At 35.8% G+C, this 19,337-nt stretch carries 16 protein-coding genes; 3 read left to right on the forward strand and 13 right to left on the reverse strand.

Annotated elements, in window-relative coordinates:
• Positions 1-511 precede the first annotated feature (511 nt).
• From mdh to citZ, 3 genes are all read right to left on the reverse strand, one after another.
• On the reverse strand, positions 512-1,450 hold the full coding sequence (mdh, locus tag P2Q73_RS20005; RefSeq protein WP_275790439.1) for a malate dehydrogenase: 939 nt from the start codon (positions 1,448-1,450) through the stop codon (positions 512-514).
• Positions 1,451-1,522: 72 nt separating this feature from the next.
• Positions 1,523-2,788, reverse strand: coding sequence for an NADP-dependent isocitrate dehydrogenase (gene icd, locus P2Q73_RS20010; protein ID WP_053588643.1), 1,266 nt, complete (start codon positions 2,786-2,788; stop codon positions 1,523-1,525).
• 89 nt (positions 2,789-2,877) lie between these two features.
• A complete protein-coding gene (gene citZ / locus P2Q73_RS20015) occupies positions 2,878-3,993 on the reverse strand; it encodes a citrate synthase (protein ID WP_053588642.1) in 1,116 nt (371 codons plus the stop codon).
• A 200-nt stretch (positions 3,994-4,193) separates the two neighbouring features.
• Here citZ and P2Q73_RS20020 point away from each other — a divergent pair, with 200 nt between their 5' ends.
• Positions 4,194-5,156 carry an AI-2E family transporter gene (locus P2Q73_RS20020; protein WP_053588641.1) on the forward strand — a complete coding sequence of 321 codons (963 nt, stop codon included), beginning with the start codon at positions 4,194-4,196 and terminating at the stop codon, positions 5,154-5,156.
• On the opposite strand, the gene P2Q73_RS20025 is transcribed toward P2Q73_RS20020, so the two are convergent.
• From P2Q73_RS20025 to P2Q73_RS20060, 8 genes are all read right to left on the reverse strand, one after another.
• On the reverse strand, positions 5,140-5,532 hold the full coding sequence (locus tag P2Q73_RS20025; protein ID WP_056833020.1) for an FxsA family protein: 393 nt from the start codon (positions 5,530-5,532) through the stop codon (positions 5,140-5,142). The two genes, P2Q73_RS20020 and P2Q73_RS20025, sit on opposite strands and share 17 nt — an antisense overlap.
• A gap of 74 nt (positions 5,533-5,606) precedes the next feature.
• Positions 5,607-7,367, reverse strand: coding sequence for a pyruvate kinase (pyk, locus tag P2Q73_RS20030; protein WP_056833018.1), 1,761 nt, complete (start codon positions 7,365-7,367; stop codon positions 5,607-5,609).
• Positions 7,368-7,398: 31 nt separating this feature from the next.
• A complete protein-coding gene (gene pfkA, locus P2Q73_RS20035; protein WP_053588638.1) occupies positions 7,399-8,358 on the reverse strand; it encodes a 6-phosphofructokinase in 960 nt (319 codons plus the stop codon).
• 68 nt (positions 8,359-8,426) lie between these two features.
• A complete protein-coding gene (gene accA, locus P2Q73_RS20040; RefSeq protein WP_056833016.1) occupies positions 8,427-9,380 on the reverse strand; it encodes an acetyl-CoA carboxylase carboxyl transferase subunit alpha in 954 nt (317 codons plus the stop codon).
• Complete coding sequence (gene accD / locus P2Q73_RS20045) at positions 9,374-10,240, reverse strand: acetyl-CoA carboxylase, carboxyltransferase subunit beta (RefSeq protein ID WP_275790447.1); 867 nt, start codon at positions 10,238-10,240, stop codon at positions 9,374-9,376. The genes accA and accD overlap by 7 nt, the downstream gene beginning before the upstream one ends.
• A gap of 44 nt (positions 10,241-10,284) precedes the next feature.
• Positions 10,285-10,935, reverse strand: a complete 651-nt coding sequence (locus P2Q73_RS20050; RefSeq protein WP_056833014.1) for a FadR/GntR family transcriptional regulator — start codon at positions 10,933-10,935, stop codon at positions 10,285-10,287.
• Positions 10,936-11,043: 108 nt separating this feature from the next.
• Entirely contained in the window at positions 11,044-14,103 is a 3,060-nt protein-coding gene (dnaE, locus tag P2Q73_RS20055) for a DNA polymerase III subunit alpha (RefSeq protein ID WP_275790451.1), read from the reverse strand.
• Between the two features lie 15 nt (positions 14,104-14,118).
• Positions 14,119-15,048, reverse strand: coding sequence for a DHH family phosphoesterase (locus tag P2Q73_RS20060; protein ID WP_053588633.1), 930 nt, complete (start codon positions 15,046-15,048; stop codon positions 14,119-14,121).
• Between the two features lie 93 nt (positions 15,049-15,141).
• Between P2Q73_RS20060 and P2Q73_RS20065 the strand changes: the two genes are divergently transcribed.
• Positions 15,142-15,450, forward strand: a complete 309-nt coding sequence (locus P2Q73_RS20065; protein ID WP_053588632.1) for a YtpI family protein — start codon at positions 15,142-15,144, stop codon at positions 15,448-15,450.
• A 45-nt stretch (positions 15,451-15,495) separates the two neighbouring features.
• Here the strand turns inward: P2Q73_RS20065 and P2Q73_RS20070 are convergent, their stop codons facing one another.
• Positions 15,496-16,803, reverse strand: coding sequence for a DRTGG domain-containing protein (locus tag P2Q73_RS20070; protein ID WP_056833007.1), 1,308 nt, complete (start codon positions 16,801-16,803; stop codon positions 15,496-15,498).
• Positions 16,804-16,867: 64 nt separating this feature from the next.
• The gene (locus tag P2Q73_RS20075; protein WP_275790456.1) at positions 16,868-17,548 is read right to left on the reverse strand and encodes a metal-dependent hydrolase; all 681 of its coding nucleotides are present in this window, start codon (positions 17,546-17,548) and stop codon (positions 16,868-16,870) included.
• 111 nt (positions 17,549-17,659) lie between these two features.
• Here P2Q73_RS20075 and P2Q73_RS20080 point away from each other — a divergent pair, with 111 nt between their 5' ends.
• Positions 17,660-18,751: a M24 family metallopeptidase gene (locus tag P2Q73_RS20080; protein WP_056833004.1), complete on the forward strand. Its 1,092-nt coding sequence runs from the start codon at positions 17,660-17,662 to the stop codon at positions 18,749-18,751.
• The last annotated feature ends 586 nt before the right edge of the window (positions 18,752-19,337 follow it).

A 19,337-nucleotide genomic window follows, 5' to 3' on the forward strand; every position in this document is an offset into this window, starting at 1 on the left:
TTCGGCTAACGCTATTCCCGCAGGGTATCGCCTTTTTCAAGGATTTTCTATAAATACTAATTGAAAAAATTTATGTGATAAAATCTGCTCTATTAATGGCATGATGGTTTTCTAATTGAAAAGCGGATAATAGTTGATTGGAGTGGAAGGCGGCGACTCCAGCCGGAATAGCAAATGTTTTCTGCACCGAAAGCGAAGCGTCAGGTGCATGAGCGAAAAGACCCTGGACTGAGCGTAGCGAAATTAATTTTTGCGACGAGCTTTGCGCAGGAGCATTGTTTTTTGCGACGAGCTTTGCGCAGGAGCAAGGGAAGCGGCTGAAGCCATGCCGGCGGAACACGTCCGCCTGGAACGGAAGTTGATATACATATAATTATCCATTAAAATAGGGATTCTCAAGTCATGTACCAGAAAATCCGAAAACGGCGAGAAAAAAATGTACATGTATGTACTTTTTTATCATATAAAAAAAATCGAGTAGGTTTCCCCACTCGATTTTTTAGTAACTAAATTAAGCTAAAACTTTCATAACTGCTTTAACTGATTCAGCTGATTTGTTTAATAAAGCTTTCTCATCTTCAGTTAATTCAAGTTCAATAATTTTTTCAATACCACTAGCACCTAATACCGTTGGAACTCCAAGATAAATTCCGTCCATACCATACTCGCCTTCTAAATACGCGATAGATGGTAAAACACGTTTTTGATCTTTCAGAATCGCTTCGGCCATTTCGACTAATGATGCAGCTGGGGCATAGTAAGCAGAACCATTACCAAGAAGGTTAACGATTTCAGCCCCTCCTTTACGAGTACGATCCACGATTTCTTCTAAACGAGCAGCATCGATTAGTGTTTCTAATGGAATACCACCTGCATAAGAATATCTAACTAAAGGAACCATATCATCGCCATGTCCACCTAGTACGAAACCAGTTACATCTTTAACAGAAAGATTTAATTCTTCTGCTACAAATGTACGGAAACGAGCCGTATCCAGCACGCCAGATTGCCCGATTACACGTTCTTTTGGAAGACCTGATTCTTTATATACAGTATATGTCATAGCATCTACTGGGTTTGTTAATACAATGATCGTTGTATTAGGTGAATATTTAACAATCTCACCTGTTACTGCTTTCATTACTTTTTGGTTTGTTTGAACTAAATCATCACGGCTCATACCGGGTTTACGTGCAATACCAGCTGTGATAATTACTAAGTCAGAGTCTTTTGTATCCTCATAGTTTGAAGTACCAACAATTTTAGCATCAAAACCTTGAACAGGAGCAGCTTCAGCCATGTCTAAAGCTTTCCCTTTTGTTGGATTTTCAGCTTGAGGAATGTCAACTAAAACAATATCTCCAAGTTCTTTCTGTGCAAGCAAGAATGCAGTTGTAGCACCTGTAAAGCCGCCACCAATAACTGAGATCTTATTACGTTTTAATGTCATTGAAAACTCTCCTTTTAATCATATGTAAAGGGAAGGAAAATCCTCCCCCGGTAAACCCAATTTCGTAAAATTTTACATATTTTTAATTAGTTCATCCGCGAATTCAGAACATTTTACTTCTGTTGCCCCATCCATAAGACGAGCAAAGTCATAAGTAACTACTTTAGAAGCAATAGTTTTTTCCATTGAATCCATGATTAGTTTAGCAGCTTCATTCCAACCTAAATGTTCAAGCATTAACACACCAGAAAGGATAACCGATGATGGGTTAACTTTATCTAAACCAGCATATTTAGGAGCAGTTCCGTGAGTTGCTTCGAAAATAGCATGTCCAGACACATAGTTAATATTAGCACCAGGAGCAATACCAATACCACCAACCTGAGCAGCAAGTGCATCAGAAATATAATCTCCATTTAAATTCATTGTAGCAACTACATCGAACTCTTTTGGACGAGTTAAAATCTGTTGTAAGAAGATATCAGCAATTGAATCCTTCACTAAGATTTTACCAGATGCAAGTGCATCAGATTGTGCTTTATCAGCAGCTTCTGTTCCTTGCTCTTCTTTAATTTTGTCATATTGATTCCAAGTAAATACTTTATCGCCAAATTCTTGTTCAGCAACTTCATAACCCCAGTTTTTAAATGCGCCTTCTGTGAACTTCATAATGTTCCCTTTGTGCACAAGTGTTAAAGAAGTACGACCTTCTTTAATAATATAGTTTAAAGCAGCGCGAACTAAACGTTTAGTTCCTTCTTCTGAAATAGGTTTGATGCCGATACCAGAAGTCTCAGGGAAACGAATATTTTTAACACCAAATTCTGTTTGCAAGAATTCAATTAGTTTTTTTGCGTTATCAGTTCCTTTTGCATACTCGATACCAGCATAGATATCTTCTGTGTTTTCACGGAAGATTACCATATCTGTATCTTCTGGACGTTTAACTGGTGAAGGTACTCCAGTGAAATAACGAACAGGACGAAGACAAGTATATAGATCAAGTTCTTGACGTAGTGCAACGTTTAAAGAACGAATACCACCACCGATTGGTGTAGTAAGTGGTCCTTTGATTGCAATTAAATATTCATTGATAACATCTAAAGTTTCTTGAGGTAACCATTCACCCGTTTGATCGAATGCTTTTTGACCAGCAAGAACCTCTTTCCACTCAATTTTTTTCTCGCCATTGTATGCTTTTTCTACAGATGCTTCTAAAACTCTTGATGCTGCAGCCCAAATATCTGGACCTGTTCCATCACCTTCAATAAAAGGGATTATTGCTGTGTTTGGTACGTTAAGTACACCGTTTTCTACTGTGATTTTGCCAGTTGTCATTTTATATTTCCTCCTACTATCATAATCATAGGGCTATAAACACAAATGTGTTCAGCCCTAATTTTATCATGAAACGCTATTATTTTTCATTATCTTTCATCGATTGGTACATATTTTTGCATTCCAGGTCCTACATATTCAGCACGTGGGCGAATTAGACGGTTATCTGAATATTGCTCTAAAATATGAGCAGTCCACCCAGAAACACGAGAAACAGCAAAAATTGGAGTAAATAAATCGTGATCGATATTAAGAGAATGATATACGGATGCTGAATAGAAATCTACGTTAGGTGGTAAATTCTTTTGACCAGTAACGATTTCCTCGATTTTTACAGACATGTCGTACCATTTTGACTCACCACGAAGAGCAGTTAATTTTTGAGACATTTCACGTAAATGTTTCGCACGTGGATCACCTTTTCTATAAACTCGGTGACCAAAGCCCATGATTTTTTCTTTGTTTTCTAGTTTTGTATTAATAACTTTTTCTACATTATCAACAGAACCGATTTCTGTTAACATTTTCATTACTTGTTCGTTTGCTCCACCATGTAGTGGTCCTTTAAGAGCTCCGATTGCTGCTACTACACCTGAATATATATCTGAAAGTGTCGCAACACATACACGTGCTGTAAAGGTAGAAGCATTTAGTTCATGATCTGCATGAAGTACTAATGCTTTATTGAATGCTTCCACTTCAATTTCTTCTGGAAGTTCGCCATTAAGCATGTACAAGAAGTTTGCAGCATAACCTAAGTCTGTTTTTGGAGCAACTGGTTCTAGTCCTTTACGTACTCGAGAGAATGCTGTAACTAATGTTGGAAGTTTAGCTTGAAGTTGGATAGCTTTTAAGTAGTTCGCCTCTTCGGACATATCCTCAGCAGCATCATCATATAATGCTAACATAGATACAGCAGTTCTTAGAGCCGACATTGGGTGAACTTTTGATATTGGATAAGATTTGAAATGGTTAAGTACTTCTTGAGGAACTGCCATGTTATTAGCAAGTAGTTGTTTTAATTCTTCCAATTCATTTGCTTTAGGTAGACGTTTATTCCAAAGTAAGAATACTACCTCTTCAAAGCTCGCATTTACAGCTAAATCATCAATATCATAGCCTACGTAAGTTAGTGTGTCATCAATAATTGAACTGATAGCAGACTGCGTAGCTACAACCCCTTCTAATCCACGAGTTGTTGTCATTTTAATCTCTCCCTCTTTTTCAGATTAAATTATTAATCACCTAAAAAAGATGATAAGAATTTATCTGAATATAATATGTATCTTATCAATGCTTACTAATTCATTATAATCAAGTTTGGCTAATTTGTGAATGAAAACGCTTAAATTTATCAAAAAAAATAATTACTAATCTACTAAATATTTGAAAAGATTGGATGAAAATGATTGGTTTTCAAATAAATAAGGAAGATTTTTTTGGGAAATGGATGCCGATTGGAATAATTATACTTATTTCAATTATCGCTTATCCTTTAACTCTAGCAATTATATTAGGATATTTTTTATTTCCAATAACTAATCTCTTTTATAAGAAGTTTAAACTTCCAATTATCTTTAGTGTATTTTTAACAGAAGTATTTATTTTATCTGGCTGTATATTGTTAATTTTATATTTGGTACAAACACTCATTGATCTTATTCCGCTAATTCACGATTATATTGTGAAGTTACCAGTAGTAGAAATTCAAAAACATCCTATCTTTTTAATGTTTGAAGGAAAATTTCAAACATTATTAAATAAATTTATGAATGAGCTTTTAATCTACCTCACTCACTTGCCTTCTTATTTTTTTGAGTTGTTTCTCTTTATCATTGCACTCTTTTTTTCATTATATGAATCTGGGAAAGACCGTCATTGGTTTCTAGTTTATTTTCCAAAAAAGGCTAGAGGACTTTGTGAAAGGGTATTAGTGAAGGTTTCAGTTGTGATGAATAATTTTATTTCTGTAGGTTTAAAGCTATATATTTTAACTTTCTTCCTTTTATCAATTGGATTTGTTGTATTAGGCTTTCAACAACCATTTAAATATGCATTTCTTATTTCCCTGGTTGATAGTCTTCCTTTTTTAGGCATTGGCATAATTTTAATTCCTCTTAGTATTTACTTTTTCTTATTGGAACAACATACGTTTGGGCTCATTATTTTGCTTTTATATTTATTTGTCCAGTTAACACGGCATATCGTAGAGTCTATGTTATGGTCTTCCTCTATGCAAATAAAGGCTGTCCACGTATTCTTTCTTAGCGCGGCAGCCATTTTAATATTTGGGTTTATCGGAATTTTATTTAGTCCTTTTATATATTTGCTTGCAACCAGATGGAGCGGTCTCACGAGGACTTCATAACAATTACTTGACCGTTTTTCATTTTTTTCCGAATCCACTTATAAATTATTGGTTTGAATAACTTTCTTGTTGGACCAATCAAAAGTAAAAATCCAAGAACGTCAGAAATAAAACCTGGTAGGATAACTAAAATTGAACCAACAAATACACACAGGCCATTTATAGCCGCATCTCCCGGTGCTTGACGGTTTTTAATGCTATCGGAAACTTCACGGTAAGCTTTCATCCCTTGTTTTTTTGCTAAAAAAGCACCAGCAATTCCTGTTGCTAGTATAAGCAGAATTGTAAAACCTACACCAATTGATTTACCAGACAAAAGTAATATATATAATTCTATTGCTGGAATGATGATAAGCAATCCAATGATCCATTTCATATATTCACCTTCTATATAGAATGATTGCCCCACCAATTATGGTGAGGCAATTTTTAATATTATCTGTAGACAATTTAAATGATACTTGCTTTTCCGTGATAAATAACTCCACTTTCTGCGTCTATCGTAAGCTCTTGTCCATTTTTGATTAATTTTGTTGCATTATTAACTCCAACAATAACAGGAATTCCTAGACTTAACCCAACTACAGCAGCATGGCTTGTTAAGCCACCTTCTTCTGTAATAAGTCCCTTACAGTTCTCGATCGCAGGAATCATTTCACGATCAGATCCAATTGTTACAATAATGCTATTAGATGTATCTTGACCTAATAACTCTCTTGAATTGTTCACGACAACCGCTTTTCCATAAGCAGTTAGTTTGCCAATCCCTTGTCCTTTAGCAACCATATCTCCAATAACATGAACTTTCATCAAGTTAGTTGTTCCTGCTTCTCCAACCGGTACACCAGCAGTAATTACTACTAAATCACCATGCGTTACATAATGATGAAGAATACTTTCTTCCACTGCCACCTCTAAAACCTCATCAGTTGAATATGCCTTCTTACCAACTATCGGATAAACACCCCAAACGAGTGTTAACTTTCTAGAAGGCTGGGTAGACGATGTTACTGCAATAATAGGCACACCTGGTCTAAATTTTGAAATCATTTTAGCTGTGTGTCCACTCTCAGTCGGTGCAATTACCGCTTTTACTTTTAAGTTAATAGCAGTATGTGCCACTGCTTGACCAATTGCATCCGTTAAGTTTACTTCTCGTCCTTTACTTAGTTTAGTAACAATCGAACGATAGTCAATTGCATTTTCAGTTCTTTTAGCTATTTTATCCATTGTTTGAACTGATTCTACCGGGTATAGACCAGCTGCGGTTTCACCAGAAAGCATAATCGCATCTGTGCCGTCTAATATAGCGTTTGCAACATCACTTGCTTCTGCTCTAGTAGGTCTTGGATTACGTTGCATAGAGTCTAACATTTGGGTAGCAGTAATGACTGGCTTTCCAGCATTATTACATTTTTGAATAAGACTCTTTTGAACTAAAGGAACCTCTTCGGCAGGAATTTCTACACCAAGATCGCCCCTAGCTACCATTAAGCCATCTGAAACTTGAATAATTTCATCTATATTGTCTACCCCTTCTTGATTTTCAATCTTAGGGATAATTTGAATATGTGAACCATTATTATTTTCCAGTAGCTCTCTAATTTCTAGTACATCTTTTGCTCGACGAACAAATGATGCTGCGATAAAATCGACACCTTGTTCAATTCCAAATAAAATGTCTTTTGCATCTTTTTCTGTAATTCCAGGTAATTGCACTGATACTCCAGGAACATTAACGCCTTTGTTATTTTTTAGTGTTCCAGCATTTTGTACAAATGTAGTGATAATACCTTCATTCACATCTATTTTAGTAACTACTAATTCAATCAATCCATCATCAAGTAAAATAATCGAGCCCACTTGAACATCCTCGATCAATTTTTCATATGTAATCGAAAAACGTTCTTTACTACCTAATACTTCGTTCATCGATATTTCAATTGTTTGACCAGATACTAACTCAATAGCATCATTTTCCATTTTATGTGTTCGAATTTCAGGTCCTTTTGTATCAAGTAAGATCCCTACAATTTTACCTGCTTTGTTTGATACTTCTCTTATCTTTTGGATTCTAGCGGCGTGCTCTTCATGACTGCCATGTGAAAAATTTAATCGAGCGACATTCATGCCTGCTCCAATTAATTGTTTTAACATTTCTTCTGATTCACTAGCCGGTCCAATCGTACATACTATTTTAGTTTTTCTCATATACAAGTCCTTTCTTTCAAGAAGATAATAATTAGATGGATAATTCCTTCGATAATTGATACATTACTGAATCAAAAACTTCACTCTTTTCAAAAGCTTCATTCATATCATAGTCTACCACTTGATGATTCTGTATGCCAACTGCACGACCTCCATGGCCAGCTAGTAATACTTCAACCGCTTTAGCTCCAAACATACTTGCCAATACACGGTCACGACCAGTTGGAGAACCACCACGTTGAATATGGCCTAAAACGGAGACACGTGTTTCTATATTTGCTTTTTCCATCAATTTAGCTGCAAATTCAGATCCACTCATTACACCTTCAGCAACTATAATAATACTGTGCTTTTTACCACGAGCAGATCCACTTTTTAATCTTTCTACAACTTCATCTATATTATAGTCTACCTCTGGAATTATAATTGTTTCAGCTCCGCCAGCAAGACCTGCCCATAAAGCTAAATCTCCTGCATCTCTACCCATTACCTCGACGATGAATGTTCGATCATGTGAAGTTGCTGTATCCCTTATTTTATCAATACATTCGATAACTGTATTTAAAGCTGTATCAAAACCAAGTGTATAATCCGTCCCTGGAATATCATTATCAATGGTCCCCGGAATTCCTACACAAGGAAAGCCATTTTTCGTTAGAGTCATGGAACCTCTATAAGAACCATCTCCCCCAATAACGACTAACCCCTCAATTCCATTTGCTTTTAATTGCTCCATAGCTTTTTGTTGTCCCTCTTCTGTTCTAAATTCAGGGCAACGCGCAGAATAAAGTTTGGTTCCACCTCTTTGAATAATATCTCCAACCGAACCTAAATCTAAAAGTTCCATATTTCCATCGATTAATCCCTGATAACCATGAAAAATACCTACTACTTCTAAACCTTCATATATTGCTTTTCTTACTACTGCACGAATTGCTGCATTCATGCCTGGAGCATCTCCCCCACTTGTCAATACACCGATACGCTTCACAATGATCCCTCCACTAGGTATTTACTACTCTAAGCTTAACATAAAAAATGCGTCTGAAAAGACGCATTTCACTCACTAAAAACTCCGATATTTTTAAATTTATTATATCTATCCTCAATTAGCTCTTCAGAGGATAATTTAGTTAATTGTTGTAGGGATGTAATCAGAGCTTCCTTCAAAAAAGTAGCCTGTTTTTCTGGATCTCGATGAGCACCGCCATGCACCTCTTTAATAACTTGATCTATAATCTTCATTTCCTTTAAATCGGGTGCTGTGATTTTCATTGCTTCAGCTGCTTGTTGAGCTAGAGCTGCGTCTTTCCAAAGAATAGATGCTGCTCCTTCCGGTGAGATAACAGAATAAGTAGAGTTCTCCAGCATATGGATATGATTTGCAACCCCTAGTGCTAGTGCACCACCACTTCCACCTTCTCCAATTACTACACTGATAACAGGCACTTTAAGTCCAGCCATTTCTACTAAATTTCTAGCAATAGCTTCACTTTGTCCTCTCTCTTCTGCAGCTTTACCAGGGTAAGCCCCTTTAGTATCTATAAAACAAATAATCGGACGGTTGAATTTTTCTGCTTGCTTCATTAAACGAAGTGCTTTCCGATAGCCTTCTGGATGTGGCATACCAAAATTCCGTTTAATATTTTCTTTTGTATCAAGTCCTCTTTGATGACCAATAATTGTTAAAGGTTTACCATCTAGTTGGCAAATACCAGCGATGATTGCAGCATCATCACCAAATAAACGATCCCCATGAAGCTCTATAAAATCAGAAAATATTAGTTTAATATAATCTTTTGTCGTAGGGCGATTAGGATGTCGAGCAACTTGAACACGGTCCCAAGGCTGCATATTTTCATAAATATCATGTTCTAGTTTTTCTAATCTCTCTTCTAATTTCTCTATTTCTTCTGTCATATCTATTTCTGTGTTCAGGGTATACTCTTTTAGTTCATCAATTTTTAATTTTAGTTGAACAATAGGCTCTTCAAATGGTAATGCTTTTACCATGATATAACCTCCTTTTGTACATGCATTTTCACAAGCGAAGCTACAGTTGAACGCATATCTTTTCTGTGAATTACTGCATCTAGTTGGCCATGATCCAATAAAAATTCAGCTGTCTGAAAATTCTCAGGTAATTTTTCACGTACTGTTTGTTCAATTACCCGACGACCCGCAAATCCAATTAATGCTTTTGGTTCTGCTAGGTTAATATCACCAACAGAAGCGAAACTAGCTGAAACTCCACCTGTTGTTGGATGAGTCAATATCGAAATATATAAAAGTCCATGATCGCTATGTCTTCTAAGAGCAACGGATGTTTTCGCCATTTGCATTAAGGATAAAACACCTTCTTGCATTCTAGCTCCACCGCTAGCTGTGAAAATAATAAAAGGTACTTTTAGCATTGTAGCTTTTTCTATTGCTCTCGTTATTTTTTCTCCAACAACTGAACCCATAGAACCCATTCTAAAGTGTGAATCCATGATAGCTACGACTACTTTTTGTCCTTCAATTTCTCCAACGCCTGTTAACACAGCTTCATTTATGCCTGTTTTTTTAGCGTCAGATTTAATTTTTTCGGTATAGCCTGGAAAGTTAAGCGGATTATCCGTTTGCAAATGATCATCTAAACTTTCAAATGAATTATCATCTAAAAAAATTTCAACTCGTTCAAAAGCTGTCATTTTCATATGGTGATCACAAGAAGGGCAAACTTTTAAGTTTTTCATTAAGTCCTTTGTAAAAACATTCTTTCTACACTCAGGACATTTCATCATAATCCCTTCCGGAACTTCTTTATTAGCTTGATCAGGTATTGTTGCATATTTCTTTTTATGATTTTTTCTAAAAATATCTCGTATCATTTATTCTCTCCCCTATTCCTAAGAAAAGCTCAAGGTATCGATGACTATAAACTAATTTGATCGGTTGGGATGATAGCTAGCCATTGGATGTATAAATTTATAGTACTAACTTCATCGCCATTTTTTAAGCTATTTAACAGCTGGATCCAAATGTCTTTTTCCTTTAAAGACATCTGATTCTTATAAGGCTCTCCAGCAAATTGTTTTAATAAAAACCATATTTTTAAAGTAAGCCGATTATCGGAAATAATAATTATTTCTCGAATGATATCCTCACGTAAAACCTCTTCATTATTTAATCTAATTAGGAATGAGTCCCATATAGAATGTTTAGACAAGCTATCTGAAACACATATTGTACGAACTGCTTCTTTTTCTAAAGTTTCTCTTGTCTTGTGTACGTCTTCTTTAGATTTAGATTCTTGTAAAATAAATGTAGACAGTAGTTCTACTAATTGATGTTTACGAAAATCAGAAAGAAAAGTTCCTTCTCCTCTTCTTGTTTCAATTAACCCAAGTAATTCTAAACTTCTAAGTGCTTCCCTTACAGTTGACCTGCCTACTTGCAATCGTTCCGCCAATTCTCTCTCGGATGGCAATTTTCCGCCAACTGCTACATTCTCCTCGTTAATAAGATCTCTTAATTGTTTTACTATCTCTAAAAACATTTTGCTGGAATTATTTTTTGGAATCATACATCCTCACACTTCCATTAATTTCAAAGTGGTCTGACCACTCATAACTAATAGCATACAAAATTATTAATAAAACGTAAAGAAAAAACTGTACAAAATTGTACAGTTCTAATTCCAAAGTGATTTTCCTATTATTTGTGTATTCCCATTTCTACGTTCTGATTTTCCTTCAACGACAATAATTGACATTTCTTTCAATAAAGCATTATATTTCGCATATTCTTCAGGAAAAAGAGTTACCGAAATACTTCCAGTATCATCTTGTAATGTAACAAATGCCATTGATTCACCCTTTTTTGTTCTTATCCTTTTTATTTCTTCGATGAGACCAATTATTTTTACTTTCCATTCTTTTTGTGCTTGTTGAACGTTCCATATACTAGCTATTTGATCAGGATGATTTCTTTTAATGGAAACTGTAGGATGCTCAGAAAAATATTGACCTAACACATCTTTCTCAAATTGAAGCTTCATCATTAAGGGTAATGGTTCCGTTTGTATATATTTAGATTTTCCAAAATGAGAAGCATCTCCGTTAAACAAATCACTCTCTTCCGTAGGGCTTACAAGCTCCGCATATTTTACAGCAGCATCTAACGTGGCGAGCAACGTGGACCGTTCTTCATCAAATTCATCTAAAGCACCAGCCTTAATAAGTGGCTCCACATTTTTTCTAGTAAAATGGACAGCAGTAAGATCGGCGGCAAAATCGAAAATATCATCCCAGTTAGAAGTTCTGTTCACTCTTTGCTGTTTTAATTTCTTTATAAATGCATGAGACACCCCTTTAATAGCATTTAAGCCAAAACGAACACCACCACTTTCAACAGAAAAGGATAGTTGGCTTTTATAAATAGAAGGAGGTAACACGCTAATATTTTTTTGTTTCATTTCCATTAAAAGTTGATTTATTTTTTCCTGATTTCCAACTGCAGTACTTAATAATGCACAGTAAAATGGAACAGGGAAATGAGTTTTTAAATAAGCCATTTGGTACGAAATAACACTATAGGCTACTGCATGACTCTTTGGAAATCCATAATCTGCAAAACGAACGATTAAGTCGTATACAGTCGAGGCAGCCTCTTGTGTATGACCAAGTTGTATAGCCTTTTGAACGAAATGAGCTCGTTCTTTTTGTAAGATTTCACGATTTTTTTTACTAACTGCTCGTCGTAACAAATCCGCTTCTCCGAATGTAAAACCAGCCATTTGTGAGGCAATTTGCATGATTTGCTCTTGATAGACAATGATGCCATAAGTTTCTCGTAAAATTGGTTCAAGCACTGGATGTTCATATGTTACAGCCTGCTGTCCTAATTTTCTTTTTGCGTACAATGGAATACTGTCCATAGGCCCTGGTCTAAATAAAGCATTAACCGCTACAATATCCTCAAATTTTGAGGGTTTTATTTGCCTTAAGGCATTTCGCATACCTGCAGATTCAAGTTGGAAGACACCTGTTGTGTCCCCATTTTGAAGCATTTGAAATGTAGGTTGATCATTCAAAGGAATAGCCGCTAATGTGACTTTGGTTGCCGTTTTTTTATTGATTAAAAATAGAATTCTCTCTATAATGGTCAAGTTCCTCAACCCAAGAAAATCCATTTTCAATAAGCCTACCTGCTCCACTTCTTTCATAGGCCACTGCGTTAAATATATATCATCATGGCCACTCTGGATCGGTACTACGTCTACAAGTGGACTTGGTGAAAGTACTACACCAGCTGCATGAGTGGAAGCATTTCTCGGTAATCCTTCTAATCCAAGAGCGACTTGGAACCATTTTTTTCGGATTTCTTCTGTTTGTATAAACTCTCTTAACTTTTGTGATTGCTCATAAGCCTCTTTTAAAGTAATGCCAGGCTTGGATGGAATAAAGGATGAGATAGCTTCTAATGTAGAAGATTCAAACCCAAACACCCTTGCCACTTCACGCGCCACAGCTTTAGCTGAAAGAGTACCGAAAGTGATTATTTGGGACACATGTTGTTTGCCATACTTTTCAACGACGTATTGTATAACTTCCATTCTTTTTGAATCGGCAAAATCAATATCAATATCTGGCAAAGTAATACGTTCCGGATTTAAAAACCGTTCAAACAAAAGACCGTATTCAAGTGGATCTACATCTGTAATACTAAGAGAATAAGCTACAAGGGAACTTGCAGAAGATCCTCGTCCTGGTCCTGTTAATATTCCAGCCTGTTTTGCAAACTTCATAAAATCCTGCACGATTAGAAAATAATCATCATACTTCATTTGACTTATAACGTTAAGTTCATACTGTAGACGCTCCACATATTCGGTCGTTACGTTTTGTACTCGTTTTGTTAAACCCTCTTCGCAAAGTTGTCGTAAATGGTCTTTTGCCAATACGTTTGGAGGTAGAGGGAATTTCGGCATATGGTGGGTAGGTTGTTCGAATGATAAGTGACAGCTTTCTAGCATTTTTTTTGTATTGTCAAGCCAATTTGGAACATCTGAAAACCAATTCAGCCACTCCTCGTTTGAAAGTATGTGATAAGAATTAGTGGAAGGTTTTAAACGATTCATGTCAGACATTTTGAGGGATTGATCCATTGCATTTAAAACTTCGAATGCAAAAGAATCCTCTTTTTCTATATAGCGACTCATATGATAAGTAGTTATAGGAATAGAAAGTTCATCTGCAATCGATATTATTTCATGTTCGTTTTCCTTGATTACTCCATTTGGTCTCTCTATACCTACAAAAAGAAAAGAAGGAAGAAATACTTTAGCTAATTCAGCTAAAACTTCTTTCGAATATTGCTGTTCACTGTAATAGACTGCAATTATTCCTTCTTTATAAGCTATTAGCCATTTAAGTGGTAGTTCGGAAAGTTCTCTTGTTTCTAGGCTACTTGTAATCTTCAAAAGATTTTCATAACCTCTGTTGTTTTTTGCGTATAAAATGATAGAACATATTTGAGTTTCTAATTGGACCTTGATCGTTAGTCCTATCACCGGGTGAATTTGTTGTTTATTTAATTCATGCCAAAAAGGCAACATGCCATACAATTTACTATTTGTAATAGCGGCTGCCTTCGCATTATTCTTTTTCAACTTTTGAATTAGTTGGTCCAGTTGTATTGTACTTTTCAGCATATCCGCTGATGTTACAATTTGTGGATATACTGTTTCCATATAAGACACCTCTGTTTACAACATTTTTAAATCCTTAATGACAACATCTGCTTCATCCCACGACTTTACGGAAGCTCCTGAAGCTAGTGGATGTCCTCCACCACCATATTTTTTGGCTATTTCGTTAATAATCGGACCTTTTGAGCGAAGGCGAACACGAATTTCTTTTTCATCCTCGATAAAAAATACCCAACATCTCATACCTTTTACGTCCGCTAAAGCACTTACCAATAGAGATGCTTCCGATTCTGCAACATTGTATTTTTGTAAAATTTCTCTTGTTAATTTAACAAAACCTACACCATTTTCATCCATGCTAAAGTTTTCATATACATAGCCTTTTAAATGAAGTAAGTTGCGTTCAACCTCATACATACCATTGAACAGTTCAGTACGATCAAAGCCATGAGAAAGCAATTGTCCTGCATATTTCATTGTTTGGAGTGTTGTACTTTGGAACATAAATCTTCCTGTGTCACCAACAATTCCAGCAAATAATAATCTTGCAATACTTGCATCCAACTTCCAGCTTCTATATTCCTTCGCTTCTTCAAATAATTCACAAATCATTTCACTTACAGAGCTCGCGCTTGTGTTAACCCAGAGTAAATCTCCATAAGCATCATCATTTGGGTGATGATCTATTTTTATCAAATAACTACCTAGCTTATAACGATCATCATCTATTCTTTCTGTATTTGCCGTGTCTGTAACAATAATAAGAGCATCTTGAAAGTCTTCATCTAAAACTTTATCTGGTCGAGCTAAAAAGTCTAAAGTATTTTCATGAATTCCAGTAGCAAATACTTTTTTATTTGGATAGTTTAATGAAATGAGTTCTTTTAATCCTATTTGAGATCCATATGCATCCGGATCGGGACGTACATGTCGATGTATTATTATTTTGTCATAGCGTTCGATTGTGTCTATGATTTGTCTTTTCATTTCAAGTTCCCTCACTTCATCAGATTTACTATTCGCATTTTCACAAATTTCCCTATACAATAATGAAAGCTTAACTTTTATTGGGGGTCCATTATGATACTTAATTTTATCTTTATACTAGCCATCGTTGTTTCATTTGTTTGGTATTTTTATTTTAAAACGAAACAATTTCGCACCACTTTACCTATTCGAAAAAAATGGTTTGCCGCGAAAGCATCTATTTGTTTGGGAGCATTTATACTTTTTTTTGGTTTAAATTTTCTTATCGTGTTCCCATCAACTCTTACATATGTAATCTCCGCAATTTTTATCCTTCTGGGAGGATATTTTATGTATCATAATTATAAAGTATCCAAGCATTATGGACAATTCGTTCAAGAGGAATTAGATTTAAATAAATAACATATTCAATTGGAAATGATGCAGCTATAAAGCTGCATCATTTTTTCATCGTTCGAGCATTTGATAAGTAACCATTGCTTTTCCGACTAACTGTTTCTCATTAAATACTTCTATGTCCATTTTTGCTACTTTACGGCTCATTTCTAATACTTTAGCATGGATTCGTAAAATACTTTCTATCTGGATAGGCTTCGTATAGTAAATCGTCATATTTTCTACAACGCTTTCTCCTCGTTTTCGAATTTTCAAGGTTTGGGCCCCTGTTTCTGTCAATAATATAGAGAATGCGCCATATGACATAGCACCATAATGGTTCGTCATCTGCGGAGTTACTATAAACTCAAAAATGTATTCTTCAGCAGAAATTAGTTTAATTTGCTGCTTTACAATATCGTCTATTGTTTCTCCGTTTTGAGGCTGTCGTGAAGCCGCTTGTAATGCTTTCAGTACATCCTGTCTACTAATGACACCTTTTAAGGAATTGTTATCACCTACTACAGGTAACAAGTCTATTCCTTCCCAAATCATGCGATGACTTGCTGAAGCGACGCTAGTTTTAAGTGTGATGGATATCGGATTTCTCGTCATTACTTTGTCGATTAGCTCTAGACTATCTTTACCAATTACATCTCTCGCCGTAACAATCCCGACCAGCTTGTTCGATTTATCAACTACTGGGAATCCTCCATGTGTCGTCAATTGGTTTAATTCATGGTAACGATTTATTAAATCATTTGTACGAAGAAAAGATGTATCTTTTAAAGGAACATAAATATCTTCAATTAAAAGCACGTCTTTTTTAATCAGTTGATCATCAATTGCCCGATTGATCATCGTAGCAACTGTAAAAGTATCATAGCTTGTTGATATTACTGGCAACTCCAAATCGTCCGCTAGTTTTTTTGTTCTATCAGAAACATCAAATCCACCGGTTACAAGTACTGCTGCTCCAGCTCGCAATCCTGATTCATGTACTTGAAGACGATTTCCCACAATTAACAAGTTACTCGGTTCTACATAACGCATCATGTCTTCTAATTGCATAGCCCCTATAACAAACTTATTTAGTGTTTTGTAAAGACCAGATTTCCCACCCAATACTTGTCCATCTACTATATTTACTACTTCAGCATAAGTTAATCTTTCAAAATGCTCTTTTTTCTTTAGTTCAATTCGAATCGTTCCAACTCGTTCAATTGTACTAACTAACCTTCTATTTTCTGCTTCTTTTATCGCACGGTATGCTGTTCCTTCACTTACCGTTAAATCTTTCGCTATTTGTCTAACAGATATTTTATCCCCAACAGGAAGTTTTTCTATATACGCTAAAATTTGCTCATGTTTTGTTGTCATGTAGTCACATCCAAACGATTGTTATACGCTTATTGTACCACATTATATATATTATCTAGCTATGTTACAGTCTAACCATTTCACCTGCTTGAAGTATTTGTACTTCTGCTGTTGACACTAATTCCTTAAAATGATTTGGGTCTTGTTTTATAGGTGGGAAAGTATTGTAATGTATCGGGACAACTACCTTTGGCTTTAATAGTTCAGTAGCATAGGCAGCGTCTTTAGGACCCATAGTAAAATTATCACCTATTGGTAAAAATGCTACGTCAATATTATTTCTCTGCCCAATTAGTTGCATATCTCCGAACAGGGCTGTATCACCTGCATGGTAGATGGTCTTACCTTCTGTGGTAAATAATATTCCAGCTGGCATACCAGTGTAAATTGTTCCATCTTCATTTGAAGTAAAAGAAGAACTATGGAATGCTTGTGTAAACTTTACTTGTCCAAAATCAAATTCATATGCCCCACCTAAACCCATTTCATGTGTATTTAAACCCTTTGTACTTAGATATGCAGCAAGCTCAAAAGGCGCTACAACAAGTGCATTAGACTGCTTTGCAATTTCAATAGTGTCTCCGACATGATCATTATGTCCATGTGACAATAAAATTACATCTGGCTTTTCCTCAGAGGCCGTTAAATCAGTTAAAACATTTCCGGTGATAAAAGGATCGATTAAAATCGTGTGCGTATTTGTTTTAATTTTTACTACAGAATGTCCATGATAACTAATTTGCATAAGTAATCCGCTCCTTTTGGTTAATTTTCTCTCTGTATTTCATTCAACGTAGATGCCAGAAATCCTTTATTCTGATATCCTTAACTTATAAATATTAAAAGAGGTGCCATGATGAAACAAGTAGAAAGAATTCAAAGTTTTTTAAAGTCTAATAATATTGACGCTGCATTTATAACGACTCCAGATAATGTTTTTTATTTTACTGGATTTAGAAGCAATCCGCATGAACGTTTGCTTGGTGTTTTAATTTTTAAGGATGCTGCACCATTTATCATTTGTCCGCAAATGGAAGTTCCAGATGCTTTGGCAACTGGTTGGACTGGTGATATTGTTGGCCACCAAGATACGGAAAATGCTTGGGATATCGTAGTTCAAACCATTCAAAACAAAGTTGGCGTTATCAACTCATTGGCAATTGAAAAAGCACATTTAACTGTCGAACGCCAAGAAGCTATACTAGAGAGAATACCTGCGATTCAAATTTCAAGAATCGATGAGGCGATCAATAAATTACGTGTTATTAAAACAGAAGATGAATTGGTAAATATGAGAAAAGCTGCTGAGCTTGCTGATTTTGCAATTGAAGTAGGTTGCAAAGAAATTGCTGAAGGAAAAACAGAGCTAGAAATTTTAAATGCTATAGAAAATGCAGTAAAAGAAAAAGGCGGATATCAAATGTCCTTTGATACGATGGTATTAAGTGGACCTAAAACGGCTTCTCCACATGGTAATCCTGGTGATCGTAAAATACAAAAAGGTGACTTTATCCTATTTGATTTAGGCGTTGTTTATAATGGCTACTGCTCAGATATTACTAGAACTGTATCATTTGGTGAACCAACAGAGGAAAAACGTGAAGTTTATGAGACTGTACGCCGTGCAGAAGAGGCTGCAGTAAATGCAGTCAAACCTGGAGTAACTGCTATGGAGCTTGATAAAATTGCTCGTGACGTAATTACAGATGCTGGATACGGAGAGTATTTTACGCATCGTTTAGGACACGGTCTAGGAATTTCAGTACATGAATTTCCATCTATCACTGGTGTAAATGAGATGGAACTAGAAACTGGCATGGTATTCACTATTGAGCCAGGAATATACCATCCGGATATAACAGGTGTACGTATTGAAGATGATGTGGTCGTTACAGAAAATGGTGTTGAGGTACTTACAAAATTCCCGAAAGAATTGATAGTGCTATAAAAGCATCCACACGGGTGCTATCAGAGACTGTAGACAAACTCGAAAAAACGAGTGGTCTACAGTCTTTTAATTTTATAAAAGATATAATATATTGTTTTACCGAGGCTTACAGCTTAGTAGGAGCAATAGTACGGAAGATAAAATGATGAAAAAATGCTATATGGTCAGAAAACTTTTTATGTGGACAATAAAATTTTTATACGGACAGAAATTCATTTATCCGGACACAAAGTTCATCTATCCGGTCAGAAATAACTTTATACGGTCAGAAACAAAGATGGCCCCGTTGATTTCTGTTCCAGGCGGACGCTTTTCGCCGGCATGGCTTCAGCCGCTTCCTTCGCTCCGCTCAGTCTAGGGTCTTCAGCTCATGCACCTGACGCTTCGCTTTCGGTGCAGAAAACATTTGCTCTTCCGGCTGGAGTCGCCGCCTTCCACTCCAATCAACTATTATCCGTTTTTAAATTAGAAAACCCTCATGCCCTTAATAGAGCAAGTTTTTATCACTTACATTTTTTCAATTAGTATTTTTTAGAAAATCGTTGAATAAGGCGACGCTCCTGAGGGAATAGCGTTAGCCGAAGAC

It is taken from the genome of Bacillus sp. Cr_A10 (assembly GCF_029222665.1).
In the GTDB taxonomy this organism is placed as follows: domain Bacteria; phylum Bacillota; class Bacilli; order Bacillales_A; family Planococcaceae; genus Psychrobacillus.

Bases quoted from the DNA above. Each gene is read 5' to 3' on its own strand.
- P2Q73_RS20075 (WP_275790456.1), bottom strand. From the start codon at position 17,548: ATGCAAATTAGTTATCATGGACATTCTGTAGTAAAAATTAAAACAAAT.
- P2Q73_RS20050 (WP_056833014.1), bottom strand. From the start codon at position 10,935: ATGATTCCAAAAAATAATTCCAGCAAAATGTTTTTAGAGATAGTAAAA.
- P2Q73_RS20020 (WP_053588641.1), top strand. From the start codon at position 4,194: ATGATTGGTTTTCAAATAAATAAGGAAGATTTTTTTGGGAAATGGATG.
- accA (WP_056833016.1), bottom strand. From the start codon at position 9,380: ATGGTAAAAGCATTACCATTTGAAGAGCCTATTGTTCAACTAAAATTA.
- mdh (WP_275790439.1), bottom strand. From the start codon at position 1,450: ATGACATTAAAACGTAATAAGATCTCAGTTATTGGTGGCGGCTTTACA.
- P2Q73_RS20065 (WP_053588632.1), top strand. From the start codon at position 15,142: ATGATACTTAATTTTATCTTTATACTAGCCATCGTTGTTTCATTTGTT.
- P2Q73_RS20060 (WP_053588633.1), bottom strand. From the start codon at position 15,048: ATGAAAAGACAAATCATAGACACAATCGAACGCTATGACAAAATAATA.
- icd (WP_053588643.1), bottom strand. From the start codon at position 2,788: ATGACAACTGGCAAAATCACAGTAGAAAACGGTGTACTTAACGTACCA.
- citZ (WP_053588642.1), bottom strand. From the start codon at position 3,993: ATGACAACAACTCGTGGATTAGAAGGGGTTGTAGCTACGCAGTCTGCT.
- dnaE (WP_275790451.1), bottom strand. From the start codon at position 14,103: ATGGAAACAGTATATCCACAAATTGTAACATCAGCGGATATGCTGAAA.
- pyk (WP_056833018.1), bottom strand. From the start codon at position 7,367: ATGAGAAAAACTAAAATAGTATGTACGATTGGACCGGCTAGTGAATCA.
- P2Q73_RS20080 (WP_056833004.1), top strand. From the start codon at position 17,660: ATGAAACAAGTAGAAAGAATTCAAAGTTTTTTAAAGTCTAATAATATT.
- P2Q73_RS20070 (WP_056833007.1), bottom strand. From the start codon at position 16,803: ATGACAACAAAACATGAGCAAATTTTAGCGTATATAGAAAAACTTCCT.
- accD (WP_275790447.1), bottom strand. From the start codon at position 10,240: ATGATACGAGATATTTTTAGAAAAAATCATAAAAAGAAATATGCAACA.
- P2Q73_RS20025 (WP_056833020.1), bottom strand. From the start codon at position 5,532: ATGAAATGGATCATTGGATTGCTTATCATCATTCCAGCAATAGAATTA.